The organism is Curtobacterium sp. 314Chir4.1 (assembly GCF_900215175.1).
Classification (GTDB): domain Bacteria; phylum Actinomycetota; class Actinomycetes; order Actinomycetales; family Microbacteriaceae; genus Curtobacterium; species Curtobacterium pusillum_A.
Map to the genome: position 1 here is coordinate 159,087 of NZ_OCMI01000006.1, position 16,495 is coordinate 175,581.

17 protein-coding genes are annotated in these 16,495 nt (G+C 71.8%); 6 read left to right on the plus strand and 11 right to left on the minus strand.

Features of this window, described 5'->3' with window-relative positions:
• Positions 1-38: 38 nt before the first annotated feature.
• From CRP27_RS17615 to CRP27_RS17630, 4 genes are all read right to left on the minus strand, one after another.
• Positions 39-1,616: a dihydrolipoamide acetyltransferase family protein gene (locus CRP27_RS17615; protein WP_097181905.1), complete on the minus strand. Its 1,578-nt coding sequence runs from the start codon at positions 1,614-1,616 to the stop codon at positions 39-41.
• Positions 1,617-1,656: 40 nt separating this feature from the next.
• Positions 1,657-2,616: an alpha-ketoacid dehydrogenase subunit beta gene (locus CRP27_RS17620; RefSeq protein ID WP_097181946.1), complete on the minus strand. Its 960-nt coding sequence runs from the start codon at positions 2,614-2,616 to the stop codon at positions 1,657-1,659.
• 86 nt (positions 2,617-2,702) lie between these two features.
• The gene (locus CRP27_RS17625; RefSeq protein WP_097181906.1) at positions 2,703-3,839 is read right to left on the minus strand and encodes a thiamine pyrophosphate-dependent enzyme; all 1,137 of its coding nucleotides are present in this window, start codon (positions 3,837-3,839) and stop codon (positions 2,703-2,705) included.
• A gap of 23 nt (positions 3,840-3,862) precedes the next feature.
• Positions 3,863-4,942 carry a histidinol-phosphate transaminase gene (locus CRP27_RS17630; protein ID WP_097181907.1) on the minus strand — a complete coding sequence of 360 codons (1,080 nt, stop codon included), beginning with the start codon at positions 4,940-4,942 and terminating at the stop codon, positions 3,863-3,865.
• Between the two features lie 71 nt (positions 4,943-5,013).
• Between CRP27_RS17630 and CRP27_RS17635 the strand changes: the two genes are divergently transcribed.
• From CRP27_RS17635 to purB, 3 genes are all read left to right on the plus strand, one after another.
• Positions 5,014-5,412: a phage holin family protein gene (locus CRP27_RS17635; RefSeq protein ID WP_079237926.1), complete on the plus strand. Its 399-nt coding sequence runs from the start codon at positions 5,014-5,016 to the stop codon at positions 5,410-5,412.
• Between the two features lie 95 nt (positions 5,413-5,507).
• Positions 5,508-6,020 (plus strand): low molecular weight protein-tyrosine-phosphatase, encoded by a 513-nt coding sequence (locus tag CRP27_RS17640; RefSeq protein WP_097181947.1) that lies wholly within the window; start codon positions 5,508-5,510, stop codon positions 6,018-6,020.
• On the plus strand, positions 6,017-7,402 hold the full coding sequence (gene purB / locus CRP27_RS17645; protein WP_097181908.1) for an adenylosuccinate lyase: 1,386 nt from the start codon (positions 6,017-6,019) through the stop codon (positions 7,400-7,402). Before CRP27_RS17640 ends, purB begins: the two co-directional genes overlap by 4 nt.
• Positions 7,403-7,595: 193 nt before the next feature.
• Here the strand turns inward: purB and CRP27_RS17650 are convergent, their stop codons facing one another.
• Positions 7,596-8,510, minus strand: a complete 915-nt coding sequence (locus CRP27_RS17650; RefSeq protein WP_097181909.1) for a LysR family transcriptional regulator — start codon at positions 8,508-8,510, stop codon at positions 7,596-7,598.
• A gap of 72 nt (positions 8,511-8,582) precedes the next feature.
• On the opposite strand from CRP27_RS17650, the gene CRP27_RS17655 reads away from it, so the two are divergent.
• Positions 8,583-9,524 carry an EamA family transporter gene (locus CRP27_RS17655; protein WP_097181910.1) on the plus strand — a complete coding sequence of 314 codons (942 nt, stop codon included), beginning with the start codon at positions 8,583-8,585 and terminating at the stop codon, positions 9,522-9,524.
• On the opposite strand, the gene CRP27_RS17660 is transcribed toward CRP27_RS17655, so the two are convergent.
• Complete coding sequence (locus tag CRP27_RS17660; RefSeq protein ID WP_097181911.1) at positions 9,493-10,470, minus strand: epimerase; 978 nt, start codon at positions 10,468-10,470, stop codon at positions 9,493-9,495. The two genes, CRP27_RS17655 and CRP27_RS17660, sit on opposite strands and share 32 nt — an antisense overlap.
• Before the next feature lies 1 nt (position 10,471).
• A complete protein-coding gene (locus CRP27_RS17665; protein WP_097181912.1) occupies positions 10,472-11,140 on the minus strand; it encodes a DUF4166 domain-containing protein in 669 nt (222 codons plus the stop codon).
• 48 nt (positions 11,141-11,188) lie between these two features.
• Here CRP27_RS17665 and CRP27_RS17670 point away from each other — a divergent pair, with 48 nt between their 5' ends.
• Positions 11,189-12,097, plus strand: a complete 909-nt coding sequence (locus tag CRP27_RS17670; protein WP_097181913.1) for a cation diffusion facilitator family transporter — start codon at positions 11,189-11,191, stop codon at positions 12,095-12,097.
• A gap of 82 nt (positions 12,098-12,179) precedes the next feature.
• On the opposite strand, the gene CRP27_RS17675 is transcribed toward CRP27_RS17670, so the two are convergent.
• Entirely contained in the window at positions 12,180-12,791 is a 612-nt protein-coding gene (locus CRP27_RS17675; protein WP_097181914.1) for a hypothetical protein, read from the minus strand.
• Positions 12,792-12,875: 84 nt separating this feature from the next.
• Positions 12,876-14,132, minus strand: coding sequence for an MFS transporter (locus CRP27_RS17680; protein WP_097181915.1), 1,257 nt, complete (start codon positions 14,130-14,132; stop codon positions 12,876-12,878).
• A 48-nt stretch (positions 14,133-14,180) separates the two neighbouring features.
• Here CRP27_RS17680 and CRP27_RS17685 point away from each other — a divergent pair, with 48 nt between their 5' ends.
• On the plus strand, positions 14,181-15,092 hold the full coding sequence (locus CRP27_RS17685; RefSeq protein WP_176505673.1) for a LysR family transcriptional regulator: 912 nt from the start codon (positions 14,181-14,183) through the stop codon (positions 15,090-15,092).
• Between the two features lie 57 nt (positions 15,093-15,149).
• Here CRP27_RS17685 and CRP27_RS17690 read toward each other — a convergent pair whose 3' ends face one another.
• A complete protein-coding gene (locus CRP27_RS17690) occupies positions 15,150-15,887 on the minus strand; it encodes a hypothetical protein (RefSeq protein WP_141399818.1) in 738 nt (245 codons plus the stop codon).
• Positions 15,877-16,416: an RNA polymerase sigma factor gene (locus tag CRP27_RS17695; protein ID WP_097181918.1), complete on the minus strand. Its 540-nt coding sequence runs from the start codon at positions 16,414-16,416 to the stop codon at positions 15,877-15,879. The genes CRP27_RS17690 and CRP27_RS17695 overlap by 11 nt, the downstream gene beginning before the upstream one ends.
• Between the last annotated feature and the right edge of the window lie 79 nt (positions 16,417-16,495).

The following is a 16,495-nucleotide window of genomic DNA, read 5'->3' on the forward strand; positions in this document are numbered from 1 at the left end:
CGCGAACGGGCGCGAGTCGTGCGGAGGACTGCGTCCGGTCAGTCGAGCAGCAGCGCCGGCTCCTCGAGCACCGACGCCACGTCGTGCACGAAGCGCGACGCCACGTCCCCGTCGACGACCCGGTGGTCGAACGAGGCACCGATCGTGGTCACCATGCGGGACCGGACCTCGCCGTCGACGACCCACGGCTTCGGCTTGATCGTGCCCATCGCCACGATCGCGACCTCGCCCGGGTTGAGGATCGGGGTCCCGGTGTCCATGCCGAACACGCCGATGTTCGTGATCGACACCGTGCCGTTCGCCATCTGCGCCGGGGTGGTCTTGCCGTCGCGGGCGGTCAGGGTGAGCTGCTCGAGGGCCTGGGCCAGCTCGAGCAGGGACATGTCCTGCGCGTCCTTGATGTTCGGCACGATGAGCCCACGCGGGGTGGCCGCGGCGATGCCGAGGTTCACGAAGTGGTGCACGATGATCTCGCGGTCGGTCCACGTCGAGTTCACCGAGCGGTTGCGGCGGACGGCCCAGATCACGGCCTTCGCGACGAGGAGCAGCGGCGAGACCTTCACGCCGGCGAACGTCGGCGAGGACTTCAGGCGCTTGACGAACTCCATCGTGCGGGTCGCGTCGACGTCGACGAACAGCGAGACGTGCGGCGCGGTGAACGCCGACGTCGTCATCGCGGTCGCGATCGCCTTGCGGACGCCCTTGACCGGGATCGTCTCGCTGCGGACGTCGCCCCACTCGGGCGTCTCGATGTTGCGGAAGACGCTGGCCTGCTTCGCGTGCCGGATGACGTCGTCTCGGGTGACCTCACCCGCGAGACCGGTCGCGACGATCTCGGTCAGCTCGACGCCGAGGTCCTTCGCGAGCTTCCGGATCGGCGGCTTCGCGAGGACGTTGGTCGCGGTGGTCTGCTTGCGCCCGGACCCCGAGCCGAGCGCGCTGATCGCCTCGGCGGTGCTCTCCTCTCCGGGATCGGTGGCGGCTTCGGCCGCTGCTGCGGCATCCGCACTGGAGGCACGGCTCGCCTCGGCCGCGAGGGCTGCGGCCCGGCGGGCACCCGGCTTCCGACGGGACGGGGACGAGGTCGCGGAGCCGTAGCCGACGAGGACGGCGCCGGACGACTCGTCGGTACCGACGACGGAGGCGCCGTCGGCGACCGGCTGCGCTGGCGCGGGGGCGGCTGCCGCAGGCGCTGCGGCCGGCGCCGGAGCGGCGACCGGCGCGGGCGCTGCCGGGGTCTGCGCGACCGGAGCCGCGGGTGCGGGCGGTGCCGGCGGGGTGGCCGTGACGTCCGGCGAGGCCGGGACGCTGTCCGCGACGGGAGCCGCGCCTCCAGGCTGGGTCGACGGGACCGGCGCACCGGAGGCGACCGACGCGTCGGAGTCGACCCGGATGATCGGCTTGCCGACCTCGACGGTGTCGCCCTCGGACACGAGGAGCCCGGTGACGGTGCCGGCGAACGGCGACGGCAGCTCCACCAGGGACTTCGCGGTCTCGATCTCGACGAGCACCTGGTCGACGGCGATCTCGTCCCCGATCGCGACGCGCCACTGCACGATCTCGGCCTCGGTCAGGCCTTCGCCCACGTCGGGCAGGGGGAATTCGGCGGCGGCCACGTCGGCTCCTTCGGCGTTCGGGTCGTGCTCGGTCAGGGTGTCAGTAGGCGAGGGCGCGGTCGACGGCCTCGAGGACGCGGTCGGCGTCCGGCAGGTGCAGGTGCTCCAGCTTGGAGACCGGGAACGGGATGTCGAACCCGGAGACCCGGAGCGGCGGCGCCTGCATCGTGTAGAACGCCTTCTCGGCGACCGTCGCGGCGATCTCGCTGCCGACGCTCACGAAGCCGGAGGCCTCCTGCGCGATGACGAGCCGACCGGTCTTCCGGACGGACGCCAGCAGCGGCTCCCAGTCGATCGGGGAGATCGAGCGGAGGTCGATGACCTCGCAGCTGGTGCCCTCGGACTCGGCGAGCTCGGCGGCCTGCATGAGCGTGGCGACCATCGCGCCGTGGCCGACGAGGGTGACCTCGGTGCCGGTGCGGGCGACGCGCGTCGTGTGCATCGGGACGTGGCCGTCGACCAGGTCCACCTGGCCCTTCGGCCAGTAGCGGGACTTCGGCTCGAGGAAGACCACCGGGTCCTTCGAGGCGATCGCCTCCTGGATCATCCAGTAGGCGTCGTTCGGCGTGCTCGGGCTCACCACGCGGAGGCCCGGGGTGTGCGCGAAGTACGCCTCCGGGGACTCCTGGTGGTGCTCCACGGCGCCGATGTGACCGCCGTAGGGGATGCGGATGACGACCGGCAGTGACATGTGCGCCGGCAGCCGGTTCGCCATCTTCGCGAGCTGCGAGGTGATCTGGTCGAAGCCCGGCCAGACGAACCCGTCGAACTGGATCTCGACGACCGGACGGTAGCCGCGCAGGGCGAGGCCGATCGCGGTGCCGATGATGCCGGCCTCGGCGAGCGGGGTGTCCCGCACGCGCTCGGGGCCGAAGCGGTCCTGCAGGCCCTCGGTGATGCGGAAGACACCGCCGAGCTGGCCGATGTCCTCGCCCATCAGCAGGACCTTGTCGTCCGCCTGCATCGCGGCCGCGAGCCCGGCGTTGAGTGCCTTGGCCATCGGGAGGGTCGGGGTGGGGTCGCTCGGGACCTCGCCGGCGCCCGGGTGGGAGCGCAGCGTGTAGTCGAAGAGCTGCTCGGTGGTGCTCATGCGTGGGCGCCCCCTTCGTAGCCGGCCTCGTACCGTTCGAGCCATGCCTTCTGCTCGGCGATCAGCGGATGCGGCTCGCGGTACACGTTGTCGAACATGACGTCCACCGACGGTGCCGTCAGGGCCACCGTGCGGCGACGGACGTCGGCGGCGATGTCCTCGCCCTCCTCGTCGAACGTGGCGAGCTGCTCGTCGGTGACGCCCTTGCTGCGCAGGTACGCGGCGGACCGGGTGATCGGGTCGCGGCGGACCCACTCGTCGAGCTCGTCGTCGCCGCGGTACCGACTCGGGTCGTCCGAGCTGGTGTGCGCACCGATGCGGTACGTGTCCGCCTCGATGAACGCCGGACCCTGGCCGCTGCGGGCGTGGTCGGTGGCGACGACGGATGCCGTGTACGACGCGAGGACGTCGTTGCCGTCGATGAGGACGCTCGGGATGCCGAAGCCGCGGGGGCGGTCGACGAGCGGCGTCGGCGACTGCACGGCCACGGGGACCGAGATCGCCCAGTGGTTGTTCTGCAGGAAGAAGACGACAGGCGCCTTGGTCGAGGCCGAGAACACGTACGCCTCGTTCACGTCGCCCTGGCTGGTCGCGCCGTCGCCGAAGTACACGATCGAGCACGCGTCGCGGTCCGGGTCGCCCGTGCCGACGTCGCCGTCGAGCTTCTGCCCGAGGGCGTAGCCGGTGGCGTGCAGCGTCTGCGAGCCGATCACGAGGGTGGAGATGTGCGTGTTGCCGCGCTCGTCCGGGTCCCAGCCGCCGTGCGTCTGCCCGCGGTACATCGCGATGATCTCCATCGGCTCGACGCCGCGGTGCATCGTGACCGCGTGCTCGCGGTAGGACGGGAAGACGTGGTCCTGCGCGCGCAGGGCGAACACGGAGCCGGTCTGCGCGGCTTCCTGTCCGTGGCTCGGGACCCAGAGGCCGAGCTGCCCGGTGCGCTGGAGGTTGTGACCGGCGTGGTCGAACCGACGGGTGAGGACCATGCGGCGGTGCATCGCCAGCAGGGTCTCGTCCGGGATCGCCCGCGCGGCGGCGGCGAACTCGGCGTTCTCGTCGGTCTCCACGAACCGGCCCTCGGTGTCGAGGAGCCGGATGGTGGTCGTCGCGGGGGCCGCGGCGCGGAATGACATGCGGGCCAGCGTAGCGGCAGCGACTACTCGGCTGCCTGGAGGTCCCCCACAAGCGAGCCCGCCGTTTCGAGGAGCGTTCCCACAGCCTCGTGCTCACCGATGGAGATGCGGATGCCCTCGTTCCCGAAGGCGCGGACGATGATGCCGGCCTGCTCGAAGCGCTCCGTCGCGTGCGCGGTCAGCTCGCCCGTGGGCAGCCACACGAAGTTGCCCTGCGCGTCGGGCACGTCCCAGCCCTGCTCCCGCAGCGACGTGACGATGCGGTCGCGGAGTGCGGCGATCTCCGACACGCGCGCGAGCAGCTCGGACTCGCGTTCGAGGCTGGCGAGCGCCGCGGCCTGCCCCTGCGCCGTGACCGACAGGGGGATCGCGCAGGCACGGACGGCGTCGAGCACGTACGCCGGACCGAGGGCGTACCCGACGCGGAGGCCGGCCAGCCCGTACGCCTTCGAGAACGTGCGGAGGACGACGAGGTTCGGGTACCGCTCGAGCAGCGGGGCACCACGGACGGCGGTGGGTTCGGTGACGAACTCGGCGTAGGCCTCGTCGAGGACGACCAGCACCGAGGACGGCACCCGTGCCATGAGCGCCTCGAACTCGGCGCCCGTGACGACCGGTCCGGTCGGGTTGTTCGGCGTGCAGACGATCACCATGCGGGTGCGCTCGGTGACGGCCGCGGCCATCGCGTCGAGGTCGTGGCCGCCGTCGGCGCGGTTCGGCACCTGCACGCTGGTGGCACCGGCGACCGTGACGACGCCCGGGTACGCCTCGAAGGAGCGCCAGGCGTAGACGATCTCGTCGCCGGGACCGGACGTGGCCTTCGCGAGCTCGTGCAGGATCGCCACGCTGCCCGGGGCGACGTGCACCTCGTCGACGGTGGTGCCGAAACGGTTCGCGAGCACGGCGCGCACGGCGAGGGCGGTCGCGTCGGGGTAGCGGTTGAACGCCGTCTGCGCCTGCACGGCCTCGACCACGCCGGGCAACGGCGGGAACGGGTTCTCGTTGCTCGACAGCTTGAAGGCGTCGGCCGCGGCCTGGCGTCCCTGCTTGTAGGCGGGGAGCACCGCGATCTCGGGCCGGATGTGCACGCGCTCGTCAGTCACGAGGACAGGCTACCGGCCCGTCCCCGCGCACCATCGGCCCGTCCCCGGCCACCGGAGGGCATCATGGGTGCATGCGATTCCTCGTCCGCCTCGTCGTCAACGCCGTTGCGCTCTGGCTCACCACGCTCATCGTCAGCGGCGTCTCCGTCACCCCGTTCGGCGACGGCGGCACCACGGCCACCGTGCTGACCTACCTGCTGGTGGCGTTCGTGTTCGGCCTCGTCAACGCGGTGATCGGCACGCTCATCCGGATCGTGGCGTTCCCGATCTACATCCTGACCCTCGGGCTCATCTCGTTCGTCGTCAACGCGATCCTGCTGCTCATCGTCGCCGGGATCTCGGACGCGTTCGGGTTCGGGCTGAACGTGGAGTCGTTCGGGTGGGGCATCGTCGGCGCCTTCGTGCTCGCCGTCTTCGCCTGGCTGATCGGGCTCTTCGTGCGCCCGGTGCTCAACCGCCAGCGCGCGTGACGCGGGCCGACGACGCGACCGGCACCGCGCCTCCCGGCACGACGACGAACGCGACGCCCGTCGCGGACGCGACGTCCCTGCGTCATGATGTCCCCATGACCACGGACGCCGGAGCCCCCTTCCGGGTCTCGTTCGTCTGCAGCGGCAACATCTGCCGCTCCCCCATGGCCGGCATCGTCTTCGCCCAGCTGGCGGCCGACGCCGGCATGTCCGACCGCTTCCAGGTCGAGTCCGCCGGCACCGGCGACTGGCACGTCGGCGAACCTGCCGACGAGCGCACGATCGCAGCCCTCGCCGCGCGCGGATACGATGGCAGCAGGCATCGCGCCCGTCAGTTCGACCCGGACCGGTTCCCGGACCTCGACCTGGTGGTCGCACTCGACCGCTCCCACGAACGCATCCTGCGCTCGTGGGCACCGACCATGGACGACGCCGCGAAGGTGACGCTCCTGTTGCGGTACGACGACGCCTGGCCCCAGCAGACCGACGTACCGGATCCGTACTACGCGGACCGGCACGAGTTCGACCGAGTGCTCTCGACCGTCGAACGGGCCTGCCGGGCGCTCTTCCGCCAACTCGAGCCGGCAGTCCGTCAGGGAGCCCCATGACCCCCCTTCCCCCGCAGCCGATCAGCCCGCTCGACGGGCGCTACTACCCGATCGTGCACACGGTGGGCGAGCACCTCTCCGAGGCCGGCCTCAACCGCGCACGCATCGTGGTCGAGGTCGAGTGGCTCATCTTCTTGACCGACCACGCGATGTTCACCACGTCGCCGCTCAGCGTCGACGACAAGGCCGCGCTCCGGCAGGTCGTCGAGACCTTCGGGCAGACGCAGATCGCCGAGCTCGCCGAGATCGAGGCCACGACCCGTCACGACGTCAAGGCGGTCGAGTACTTCGTGCGCCGCCGCCTGTCGGAGCTCGGGCTCGACTCCATCGCCGAGCTCACCCACTTCGCCGCGACGAGCGAGGACGTCAACAACCTGTCGTACGCGCTCACCGTGCGCGACACCGTCGACCAGGTCTGGCTGCCGGCGTTCAAGGCCGTCCTGACGGTGCTGCGTGGGATGGCCGAGGAGCTCAAGAGCGTCCCGATGCTGTCACACACGCACGGCCAGCCGGCGACCCCGACGACGCTCGGCAAGGAGCTCGCGGTGGTCGTGTACCGCCTCGAGCGCGTGCTGGCGCAGATCGAGGGCGGCGAGTACCTCGGCAAGTTCTCCGGTGCGACCGGCACCTTCTCGGCGCACCTCGCGGCCGACCCCGAGGCGGACTGGCCGGCACTGTCGAAGGAGTTCGTCGAGGGACTCGGGCTCACCTGGAACCCGCTCACCACGCAGATCGAGTCGCACGACTGGCAGGCCGAGCTGTACGACCGGGTGCGCCACGCGAACCGGATCCTGCACAACCTCGCGACCGACGTGTGGACCTACATCTCGATGGGGTACTTCACGCAGATCCCGGTCGCGGGGGCCACGGGTTCGTCGACGATGCCGCACAAGATCAACCCGATCCGGTTCGAGAACGCCGAGGCGAACCTCGAGATCTCGTCGGCACTGTTCTCCACGCTCTCCGAGACCCTCGTTACGAGCCGGCTGCAGCGTGACCTCACCGACTCCACCACGCAGCGGAACATCGGCGTCGCGTTCGGGCACTCGCTGCTCGCGCTCGACAACCTGCGCCGCGGCCTGGGCGAGATCGCCGTGAACGAGGCGCGCCTCGCCGAGGACCTCGACCACAACTGGGAGGTGCTCGCCGAGGCCATCCAGACGGTCATCCGTGCCGAGGTCACCGCGGGCCAGTCGAACATCGAGGACCCGTACGCGATGCTCAAGGAGCTCACGCGCGGCAAGCGCATCGGGCAGGCGGAACTCGTCGCGTTCGTGAACGGTCTGGACATCTCGTCCGGTGCGAAGGCGCGACTGACGAACCTCACGCCGGCCACCTACACGGGCCTCGCGGACGAGCTGGTCGACCACCTCGACGTCTGACGCGGCGTCTCGCCGGCCGACGGGCGTCTCGTCTCACTGAGACGAGACGCCGCGCCCGGCGCGAGACGCCGCGCGACGTGTGGGACAACGCGCGATGCGGCGGCGTCTCGCGGCCGGGACGGCGTCTCGCGGTCATGACGGCGTCTCGCCGGACTGGAGGCGCGGGTCGCGCCCCGCGCGTCGGCCCGCCACCTCAGGTGGTGACGTCCAGGGCCTCGGCGACCAGCGCCTCCAGGACGGTACGGACCGCAGGACGGACCGCACGGTCCGGACGGACGAGCGCCTCGATCCGGCGACCCGCGCGGACGTCCGCGAGCTCCGCCAGGTGGAAGCGCCCCGGCGCACGCGTGCCCGAGGTGTACCGCGGCACGAGCGCGACGCCGTGCCCCGCGGCCACGAGGTTCTCGATCACCGGCAGGTGGATCGTGCGGAACCCGACGCTCGGCGGGGTGTCCGTCGCCGCCGCCATGGCCGTGAGCACCCGGTCGATCGGGTAGCCCGCGGGCACCCCGATCCACGACTCCCCCACGACGTCGTCGATCCGGACGCGTTCGCGGGACGCCAGCCGGTGGTCGAGCGGGAGCGCGACGTCGAGTGGTTCGCGCAGGAGTGGGACGGTCTCGAGCGCTTCCCGTCCCGCGGGCGGGGCGCCGTCCGGCCGGTGGCCGATGACGACGTCGTGGTCGGCGGCGAGCGGGCCGAACTCGTCCTCGCTGACGTCCACGTCCACCAGCACGAGCTCGATGCCGGGGTGCTCGCGCATCCGGGTGAGGAGTCCGGGGAGCAGGAGCTCGGCGGCTGACGGGAACACGGCGAGGTCGACGCGACCACCCGCGCCGCCGAGGTGTTCCCGCCAGGCGGCGTCCACGGTGGCGATCGCCGTCGCGACCCCGCCGGCCAGGCCCGCGAGCACCCGCCCGTGCTCGGTCAGCCGGACACCACGGCCGACGCGTTCGACCAGGACGACACCGACCTGGCGCTGGAGGGTCTGGAGCTGCTGCGACACGGCGCTCGGTGTCCGGTGGGTGGCCTCGGCGACGGCGGTGACACTGCCGCGTTCGTCGAGTTCGCGGAGGACGGCGAGCAGCTGTACGTCGAAGTCGACCATGCAGGGACCCTACAACGTCGCTTCGGAACTCTTCGCTGGTGCTGCACGGTTCTGGTGCGTCACGATCGACCCGTGCGTACCCGTGACCGTCTCCTCGCCGTGGTCGTCGCCGTCGTGTGGGGGCTCAACTTCCCCGCGACGGCACTGGCGCTCGAGCACTTCCCGCCGTTCCTGCTCGCGGCGCTGCGGTTCACCCTGCTCGCCGTGCCGACCGTGCTGCTCGTCCCGCGTCCGAGGATCCCGTTCGGCCGCCTGCTGCTCGTCGGCTTCGGGCTCGGAGTGCTGCAGTTCGCGTTCCTCTACCTCAGCATGGCGTCGGGCATGCCGTCCGGGCTCGCCTCGCTCGTGCTGCAGGCGTCGGCGCCGTTCACGGTCGTGCTCGCCGGGGTGTTCCTGCGCGAGCGACTCACCGGGCGGCAGGTGATCGGGGTGACGATCGCGGTGTGCGCCCTCGCCGCGATCGCCGTGCACCGGGCCCAGGCGGCGGCACTCCTGCCCGTCGTGCTCGCGCTCTGCGGCGCGCTCGGCTGGGCGATCGGCAACGTCGCCACCCGGCGTGCCGGAGCGCCGAACCCGCTGCACCTGACGCTCTGGTGGTCGATCGTCCCGCCGATCCCGATGGCCGTGCTGTCGTTCGTCGTCGAGGGGCCCTCGCGCATCGGGAACGCGCTCGGGACGGCGTTCACCGCTGAGGCCCTGCCTGCCGACCTCGGACTGCTCTACATCGTGCTCGTCGCCACCCTGGTGGGCTACGGCATCTGGTCACGGCTGATGGCGACGTACCCGTCGAGCACCGTCGCGCCGTTCTCGATGCTCGTGCCCGTGGTGGGCGTGCTCGCGTCGTGGGCGGCGTTCGGCGAGGTACCGGACGTCGTGGAGATCGCCGCCGGCGCGGTGGTCGTCGCGGCCGTGCTCTGGTCGTCGCGCGCGGCCCGACCGCGGGCGCTGCCGGTCACCACCGCCGGTCTCCCGGTCCCGGTGCTCAGCCCCGGTGCTGGCGACGCTCCGCGATGATCCCGGCGAGCGCCCCGCGGAGGTGCGGGTAGCGGAACTCGTACCCTGCCTCGACGAGGCGCGTCGGCACCACCCACCGGCTCTTCAGCACGAGCTCGGTCTCCGTGCGGATCGCGAACGACCCGATCTCGAGCATCCACCGCCAGGTCGGGATCCCGAACCGGCGCCCGACGGCGTCCCGGATGGTGGCCATCACGGTGCGGTTGTCCGACGGGTTCGGGCTGGAGACGTTCACGGCGCCGTCGATGTCCTCGTGGTCGCGCACGAACCGGATCGCCCCGAGGACGTCGGCGATGTGCACCCAGCTGAACCGCTGCCGGCCACGGGTGTGCCGGTCGTGGTGGTAGGTGCCCGCACGGAGCCGGGAGCGCGTCGGGAACCACGGGCCGTCGTACTGCGGGCCACCGAGCCCGGCCTGCGCCAGGCGGAGCAGGGGGACGAGGGCGCTCCCGTCACCGAACACGATCGCCATCCGGAGCGCGACGCGTCGGGTGCCCGGGAGGTCCACCGCGTAGAGAGCGTCCTCCCATGCCTTGGCCACGGACACCGAGAACCCCTCGCCGAGCTCGCCCGTCGCTTCGTCCTGCGGGCGGTCGTCGGCGTGCCGGTAGATCGTCGCGGTGGAGGCGTTGAGCCAGAGCGGCGGCGGGTGTTCGCTCGTGCGGATCGCCTCGGCGAGTTCGAGGGTGGTGTCGACCCGGGACCGGATGATCTCCGCCCGGTTCCGACGCCCGTACCGGCAGTTGACGCTCTTGCCGGCCATGTTCACGACGAGTGCTGCTCCGTCCACGAGCTCGCGGATCCGCATGGTGTTGCCCCACACGGCGTCGCCGGTGCGGCCGATCGTGACGACCTCGTAGCCCTCGTCGCGGAAGGCGTCCTGCAGGTACTGCCCGACGAAGCCGCTCGCCCCCGCGATCACGGCGCGGCCCTTCTGGTCGCTCATCTCATCCCCGTTCTGTGTCCGGCGCGATCTCGTACCGGAACGCCCCCTCGTACCGGTACAGCGTGCCGACGACCGGTGCCGAGAGCACCAGGGACACGCGCTGCAGATCGGCATCGTCATCGAATCGTTCCGTGAGCGTCACACGCGGTGCGATCAGGGCCGGGAGGCACCACTCCCGTCCCAGCGCACGGAACGTCACGCGCGTGGAGACCAGGCGCAGGGCGCCCGCGTCCGGACCGGTCCCGTCGACCTCCGTCCGGAGCAGGGCGCTGACGCGCCCACGGCGACCGAGGTGGTCGACGAGCCCCTCGGGTTCGGCGGTGATGGCGTCCACCATCGTGCGGGCGCCGGAGCGGAACCGGAAGGTGCGGTGCGCGCGGACGGCGACGCGGGCCTCCAGGCTGGTTCCCGACCCGCGGTGGACGCGAGCCGGACGGTTCTCGACCGTGAACGGGACGTCCCGCTCCCAGACCGGGAACACGACGGCGTCGCGGGCGAACCAGGCGAGCAGCGGCCAGAGCCAGCGCCGGGGCGTGCCGACGACGTCGAAGACACCCTCGCCACGGCCGACGTGACCGGGCGGGACCGGACCGAAGTACGTCCGCAGCCGCGGGTGCAGCCGGGCGAGGACGTCGGGCGGCGTGCTCAGCTCGTACGGCGACCGGGTCACGCTCCCGATCCTGGCACGTCGTCGGTGCAGGTCCCTACGATGTTGCGCATGGGACACGACCACGGGCACGGGCACGCGTCCGAGCGCGCCCTGCTCATCGCCTTCTGCATCTCGGCGGGGATCCTGCTCGCCGAGGTGATCGGCGCGGTCGTCACCGGATCGCTCGCGCTGCTCGTCGACGCGGGCCACATGGTCGTCGACACCGGCGGTCTCGGCATCGGCCTCGTCGCCACACGGCTCGCCCGACGCAGTCCGACAGCGCAGCGCACGTGGGGCTTCCAGCGGGCCGAGGTCCTCGGGGCCACGGCGCAGGCGGCCATCCTGCTGGCGGTCGGCGTCTACGTGATCATCTCGGCGGTCCAGCGCCTGTTCGTGCCGGCCGAGATCCACTCCGGGCCCCTGCTCGTCTTCGGGATCATCGGGCTCGTCGGCAACCTCGTGGCGTACGCGGTACTGCTGCGGGCCTCCGGCGAGGGCTTCACGTCTCGGGCTGCTCGACTCGAGGTCCTGAACGACACGCTCGGCTCGGTCGCCGTCATCGCCGCGGCCGTCGTCCTCATGCTGACCGGGTGGGAACGGGCGGACTCCGTCGCGGCGATCCTCATCGGGTTGCTCATCCTGCCGCGTGCGATCCGGCTCCTGCGCGAGACCGCCAACGTCCTGCTCGAGTCGACGCCGCCCGGGCTCGACCTCGACGCCGTGCGGGGGCACATCCTCGAGCTCGACCACGTCATCGCCGTGCACGACCTGCACGCGACGCTCGTGGCCACGGGTGTCCCGAACCTCACGGCGCACGTGGTGGTCGACGACGAGTGCTTCTCGACCGCGCACGCGCCGAGGATCCTCGACGACCTGCAGCAGTGCGTGGCGGAGCACTTCGACGTCCCCGTGGAGCACTCGACGTTCCAGCTCGAGCCCGCGTCCCACCGTCGGCACGAGCACGAGGTGCACGCGTAAGTCGGTCGACCCGGAACGACATCCCCGATGTCGTACGACGTCGGGGGTGTCGTACTGCGTCGGCGGCGGGCCGGAGCCCCGGTCAGCAGCCGTCGTCGCGCGTCGGGTAGGCGGTGATGACGCGGTCCGTGGTGGACGACACGATGACCTTCACGAACGGTTCGGCACCCGGACGCGAGCCGTCGTCGAACTGCACGGGTGCCGAGTAGCAGACCTTGCCGTCGCCGGCGTCCTGCGGGTACCCGGTGCGCGGTGTCTCGAGGACGGTCTGCACGGCGGTGAGCATCGCGTCGTCCCAGTCGCGGGAGCCGTGGCCCGTGACGACGTCCTGCCAGTCCCGGGTGTGCCGGACGCGGATGTGCTCGTAGCCCTGCCCGGAGTTCCCGCACTGCAGGACCACGGTGCCGAGCGCAGCGGTGTCGTACTGCGCGACGGTCTGCCGGCTGCTCGTGTCGCAGCGATCGAGGACGGCGTCGCCCGGCAGGTCCGGCCCCGTGCGGGTGATCGTCACGGTGCCGTCGGTTGCCGTGCCCTCGCCGGCCGTGGCGCTGGGCGTGATGGTGACGCCCGCGCCGCCGATCACCGGGTCGTCGGCGCCGCGCTGCGCGGTCAGCGCGACGCCGCCCGCGACGAGGCCGGCGGCCAGGACGGCGGCGACCCCCGCGATGACGGAACGGTTGCGCTTCTGGGACACGCGCCCAGTATGCCGGACGGGTGTCGTGCCTCCAGGCGGTCGCCGCCCCCACGGCACTTCGTGAGCGGAAGTGGGCGGCGCGTCCTACGCGCGTGCGGCCAGGCGGTTCCCGGCGACGACCGCCAGAGCGATCACGAGCACGACGTAGCCGAGCAGCACCGGCAGGGTCGGCAGCACGAGGAGCGCAGCACCGACCGCCACGACGGGCACCGTCAGTCCGGCGTAGGCGATGAGGAACGTCGCGGCGAGGACGCCACCGCGACGAGAGGGCTCGACGAGCGCTCCGGCGCTGCCGATCGCGGCGCGGAACAGCAGTCCGACACCAGCTCCGGCGATCACCCCGCCTCCGATGAACCCGGCGACCTGCAGCAGCACGGCCGCCGCGGCGAGGATCACGAGCCCGCCGACGAGCAGCACCATGCCGAGCCGGATCTGCGCGCGCTGCGTGAGCCGGGCGAACACGATCTGCGACACCGCACTCGCGGCGAACACCCCGAACGTCGTCGCTCCGGCTGCCAGCCGGTCCGTCACGTGGAAGGTCGTCCCGAGGAACGTCGGCGCGACCGAGGTGAACAGGCCCTGCACCGCCAGCGCGGCGAACGCGGCGGTCCCGGCGGCCCAGAACGCGGCGCCCTTGCCCTCCGGTGCCTGCAGTCGCTGCGGCCGGTAGGCGACCGGCGCCGACGGCCGGTCGACGGTCTCGGGCGCCGCGAGCACCACGACGAACGCAACCGCGAGGGCGACGACGAACACGACGTACGGCACCATGAGCGGCTGCCCGACGAACTCCGCCAGGGCACCGCCGACGAGCGCGCCGAGCGACAGCCCACCGAGGTTCACGACCCCCGCGACCACCCCTGCGCCGGAGGCCGACGAAGCCGACCCGGTCGCCCGGACCCGGAGCTCGCCGAGGTGCGCGGTCGCCGTGGCCGTCAGCAGCCCGACGCCGAGGCCGGTGACGAGCCGAGCGACGATGAGCCCGCTGACGTCGTTCCAGAGCAGGAACAGCACGGCCGCGACGAGCTCGAGCGCGATCGAAACCAGGATGAGCGGTCGTCGGCCGTGCACGTCGCTGAGGTGTCCGGCGAGGTACAGCGCCGCGACGACGCCCACTCCGTAGGCGGCGAACACCACGGTCGTCGTGAACGTCGGGAAGCCGTCCCGCGCCTGGTAGATCACGTAGAGCGGCGCGGGGACGGTCGCGAAGGCCATCACCGCGAGGAACGCGAACGCCACGGCCCAGAAGCCGAAGCCGTGCCGACGACGGGTGTGCTGACGGCGGCCGCGGGGAGCCTCGACCACGGGTTCGACGGTGTGGGACGGGGCGGTGAGAGTGGACATGCTCCGATGGTGCAGCCGACGCGCCATCGAGTCCAACGGATCTCCTTGATGACGACCATCGAGCGGGTCGATACTCGAGGGATGGAGACCCGCCTGCTCGAACAGTTCGTGACCGTCGCGGCGGAGGGCAGCGTGACCCGCGCTGCCGAACGGCTCTGGGCGGCGCAGTCGACCGTGTCGGCCGGCATCGCGTCGCTCGAGCGGAGCCTCGGCGTCCGGCTGTTCGACCGCACCGGGCGACACCTCGTGCTCACCACCGCCGGCGAGGACCTCCTGCCGCACGCCCGTGCAGTGCTGGAGTCCATCGACCGGATGCGCGACCTCGCGACCGTCTCCGACGCCGAGCTCCGCGGCCGGGTCCGGCTCGGGATCTTCACGAGCATGGACATCGTCGACCTCACCGGGGTCCTCCGACGGTTCCGGCAGCGGCACCCGCTCGTCGCGGTCGAGCTCATGACGTCGCCGTCCGGGACGACCGGACTCGTGCAGGACCTGGTCGCCGGGCGGCTCGACATCGCCTACACGGGCCTGCCGGGCATCCCGACGGGCGTGGTGGTCGAGCCGCTGCGGGAGATGCCGTTCCGGGTGTTCCTGTCCGCCGACCACGCCCTTGCCGATCGGGGTTCGGTGTCGCTGGCCGACCTCGCCGAGGAACCCTTCATCGACACGGCCCACGGCTTCGGGAACCGGATCATCCTCGACACGGCACTCGAACGGCTCGGCATCCGGCGGCGGATCGTCGCCGAGATGAACGACATGCCCGCGGTCGTCCGGTTCGCCTCGGCCGGTCTCGGGGTCGGGGTGGTCCCGGACTCGGGCGTCCGGCACGACGGCGTGGTGCTCGAACTCGAGGACACCGTGGAGCCGCTGCGGATCGGCCTCGCGACACGGACGAGTCCGGAGCCGAACCGCGCGGTCCGGACGCTGGCCCGCGACATCGTCGCGGCCCGCGTCGTGTGAGGTTCCCCACCGACGGACTGGAGGCACGGGTCGTCCCCGCCACGCGCCTCCAGGCCGTCAGTCCCCCCAGATCTCCCCCACCACGGCGTCGAGCAGGCCGTTGGTCGGGAAGTTGGCTTGCCGGATCACGACGAACGTGTCGCCGCGGATGAAGACCGTCGTCGTCTGGTCGACCGGGTACGGCTCCGCAGGGACGGTCAGCTGGCACATCCGACCACCGTCGCGTTCCTGGCAGTCCCACGAACTCTCCGCGAGCCGCTCGTCCGCCTCGGGACCGGTGGTCCCGATGTCCATCGTGAGGCCGGTGACGTCGGCGCTGGGATCGGCCCACACACACGTGATCGCCGCGGAACCACCCGTCCAGAGGATGTCCGGCGAGTCCGTCCCCGTCGATTCCTGCGTCTGGTCGATCTCCGTCAACGGGGTGGACCCGAAGAAGCGGTCGTAGTCGTCGGACGGGACGGTCCCGCGGCAGGTCGTCGGGATCGTCGCGACAGCGCTTCGGGTCGGCGTCGCCGTCGGCGTGATCGGTGCGGACGTCGGCGTCGTCGCGGACGGCGCCGGCTCGGGCTGCTGGGTCTGCGTCGGCGCCGCGGTCGGCTGCTCCTGCTGCGACAGGGACAGGGCGACGGCACCCGTCGCGGTCCCGATGGCCAGCAGTCCGACGACACCGATCGCGATGCCCGGACGGACACGACGCCGCTTCGGACGCGGGGTGGCGCGCTCGAGGACGTTCTGCTTCATCGAGACGAGCATGCGGTGCAGGTCGTCTCCCTCGGGAGGTTCAGTGTTCATCGTGCATCACCACCTTCTTGAGTCGGCGTCGGTTGCGGGAGACCCGCTGGGTGACCGCCCCGACGCTCAGGCCGAGCGCCTCGGCGGCCTCGGCGTACGAGCGGCCCTCGAGCAGGCACAGCTCGCAGATGCGTCGGTCGGTCTCGGGGAGCGCGGCGATCTCGTCGCGGACCCAGCGGAGCCGTTCACGGGCCTCGCTGTGGTCCTCGGGGGCGGGGAGGTTCTCGGGGAGTTCGTCGCCGCGGTGCTTGGTCCGCTTGCGACCGGCGTTCAGTGCGTGGTTCCGGCAGACGACGAGCAGCCACGGGAGCATCGTGTCCGCGGGGAGCTCGAGTGTCGCGGCACGCTGCCAGAGGGTGAGGAAGGCGTCCTGGACGATCTCCTCGACGTCCATCCGGTCGTCGGCGAGGGCCCAGGCGTACCGCGTGAGCGTCGCCGCGTAGCGATCGAACGCCCGTGCGAGCGCGCCTTTGTCGCCCTGCGCCATCGCACGGATGATCGCTTCGTCCGACTCGGTCGTCACGCCCACTTCCCACCTCCTTCACCCTGAGGTGTCGGCCGTGGGCGCGATCCTGACAGGGCCGCGCCGAATCCGTGCTCCCGGGCGT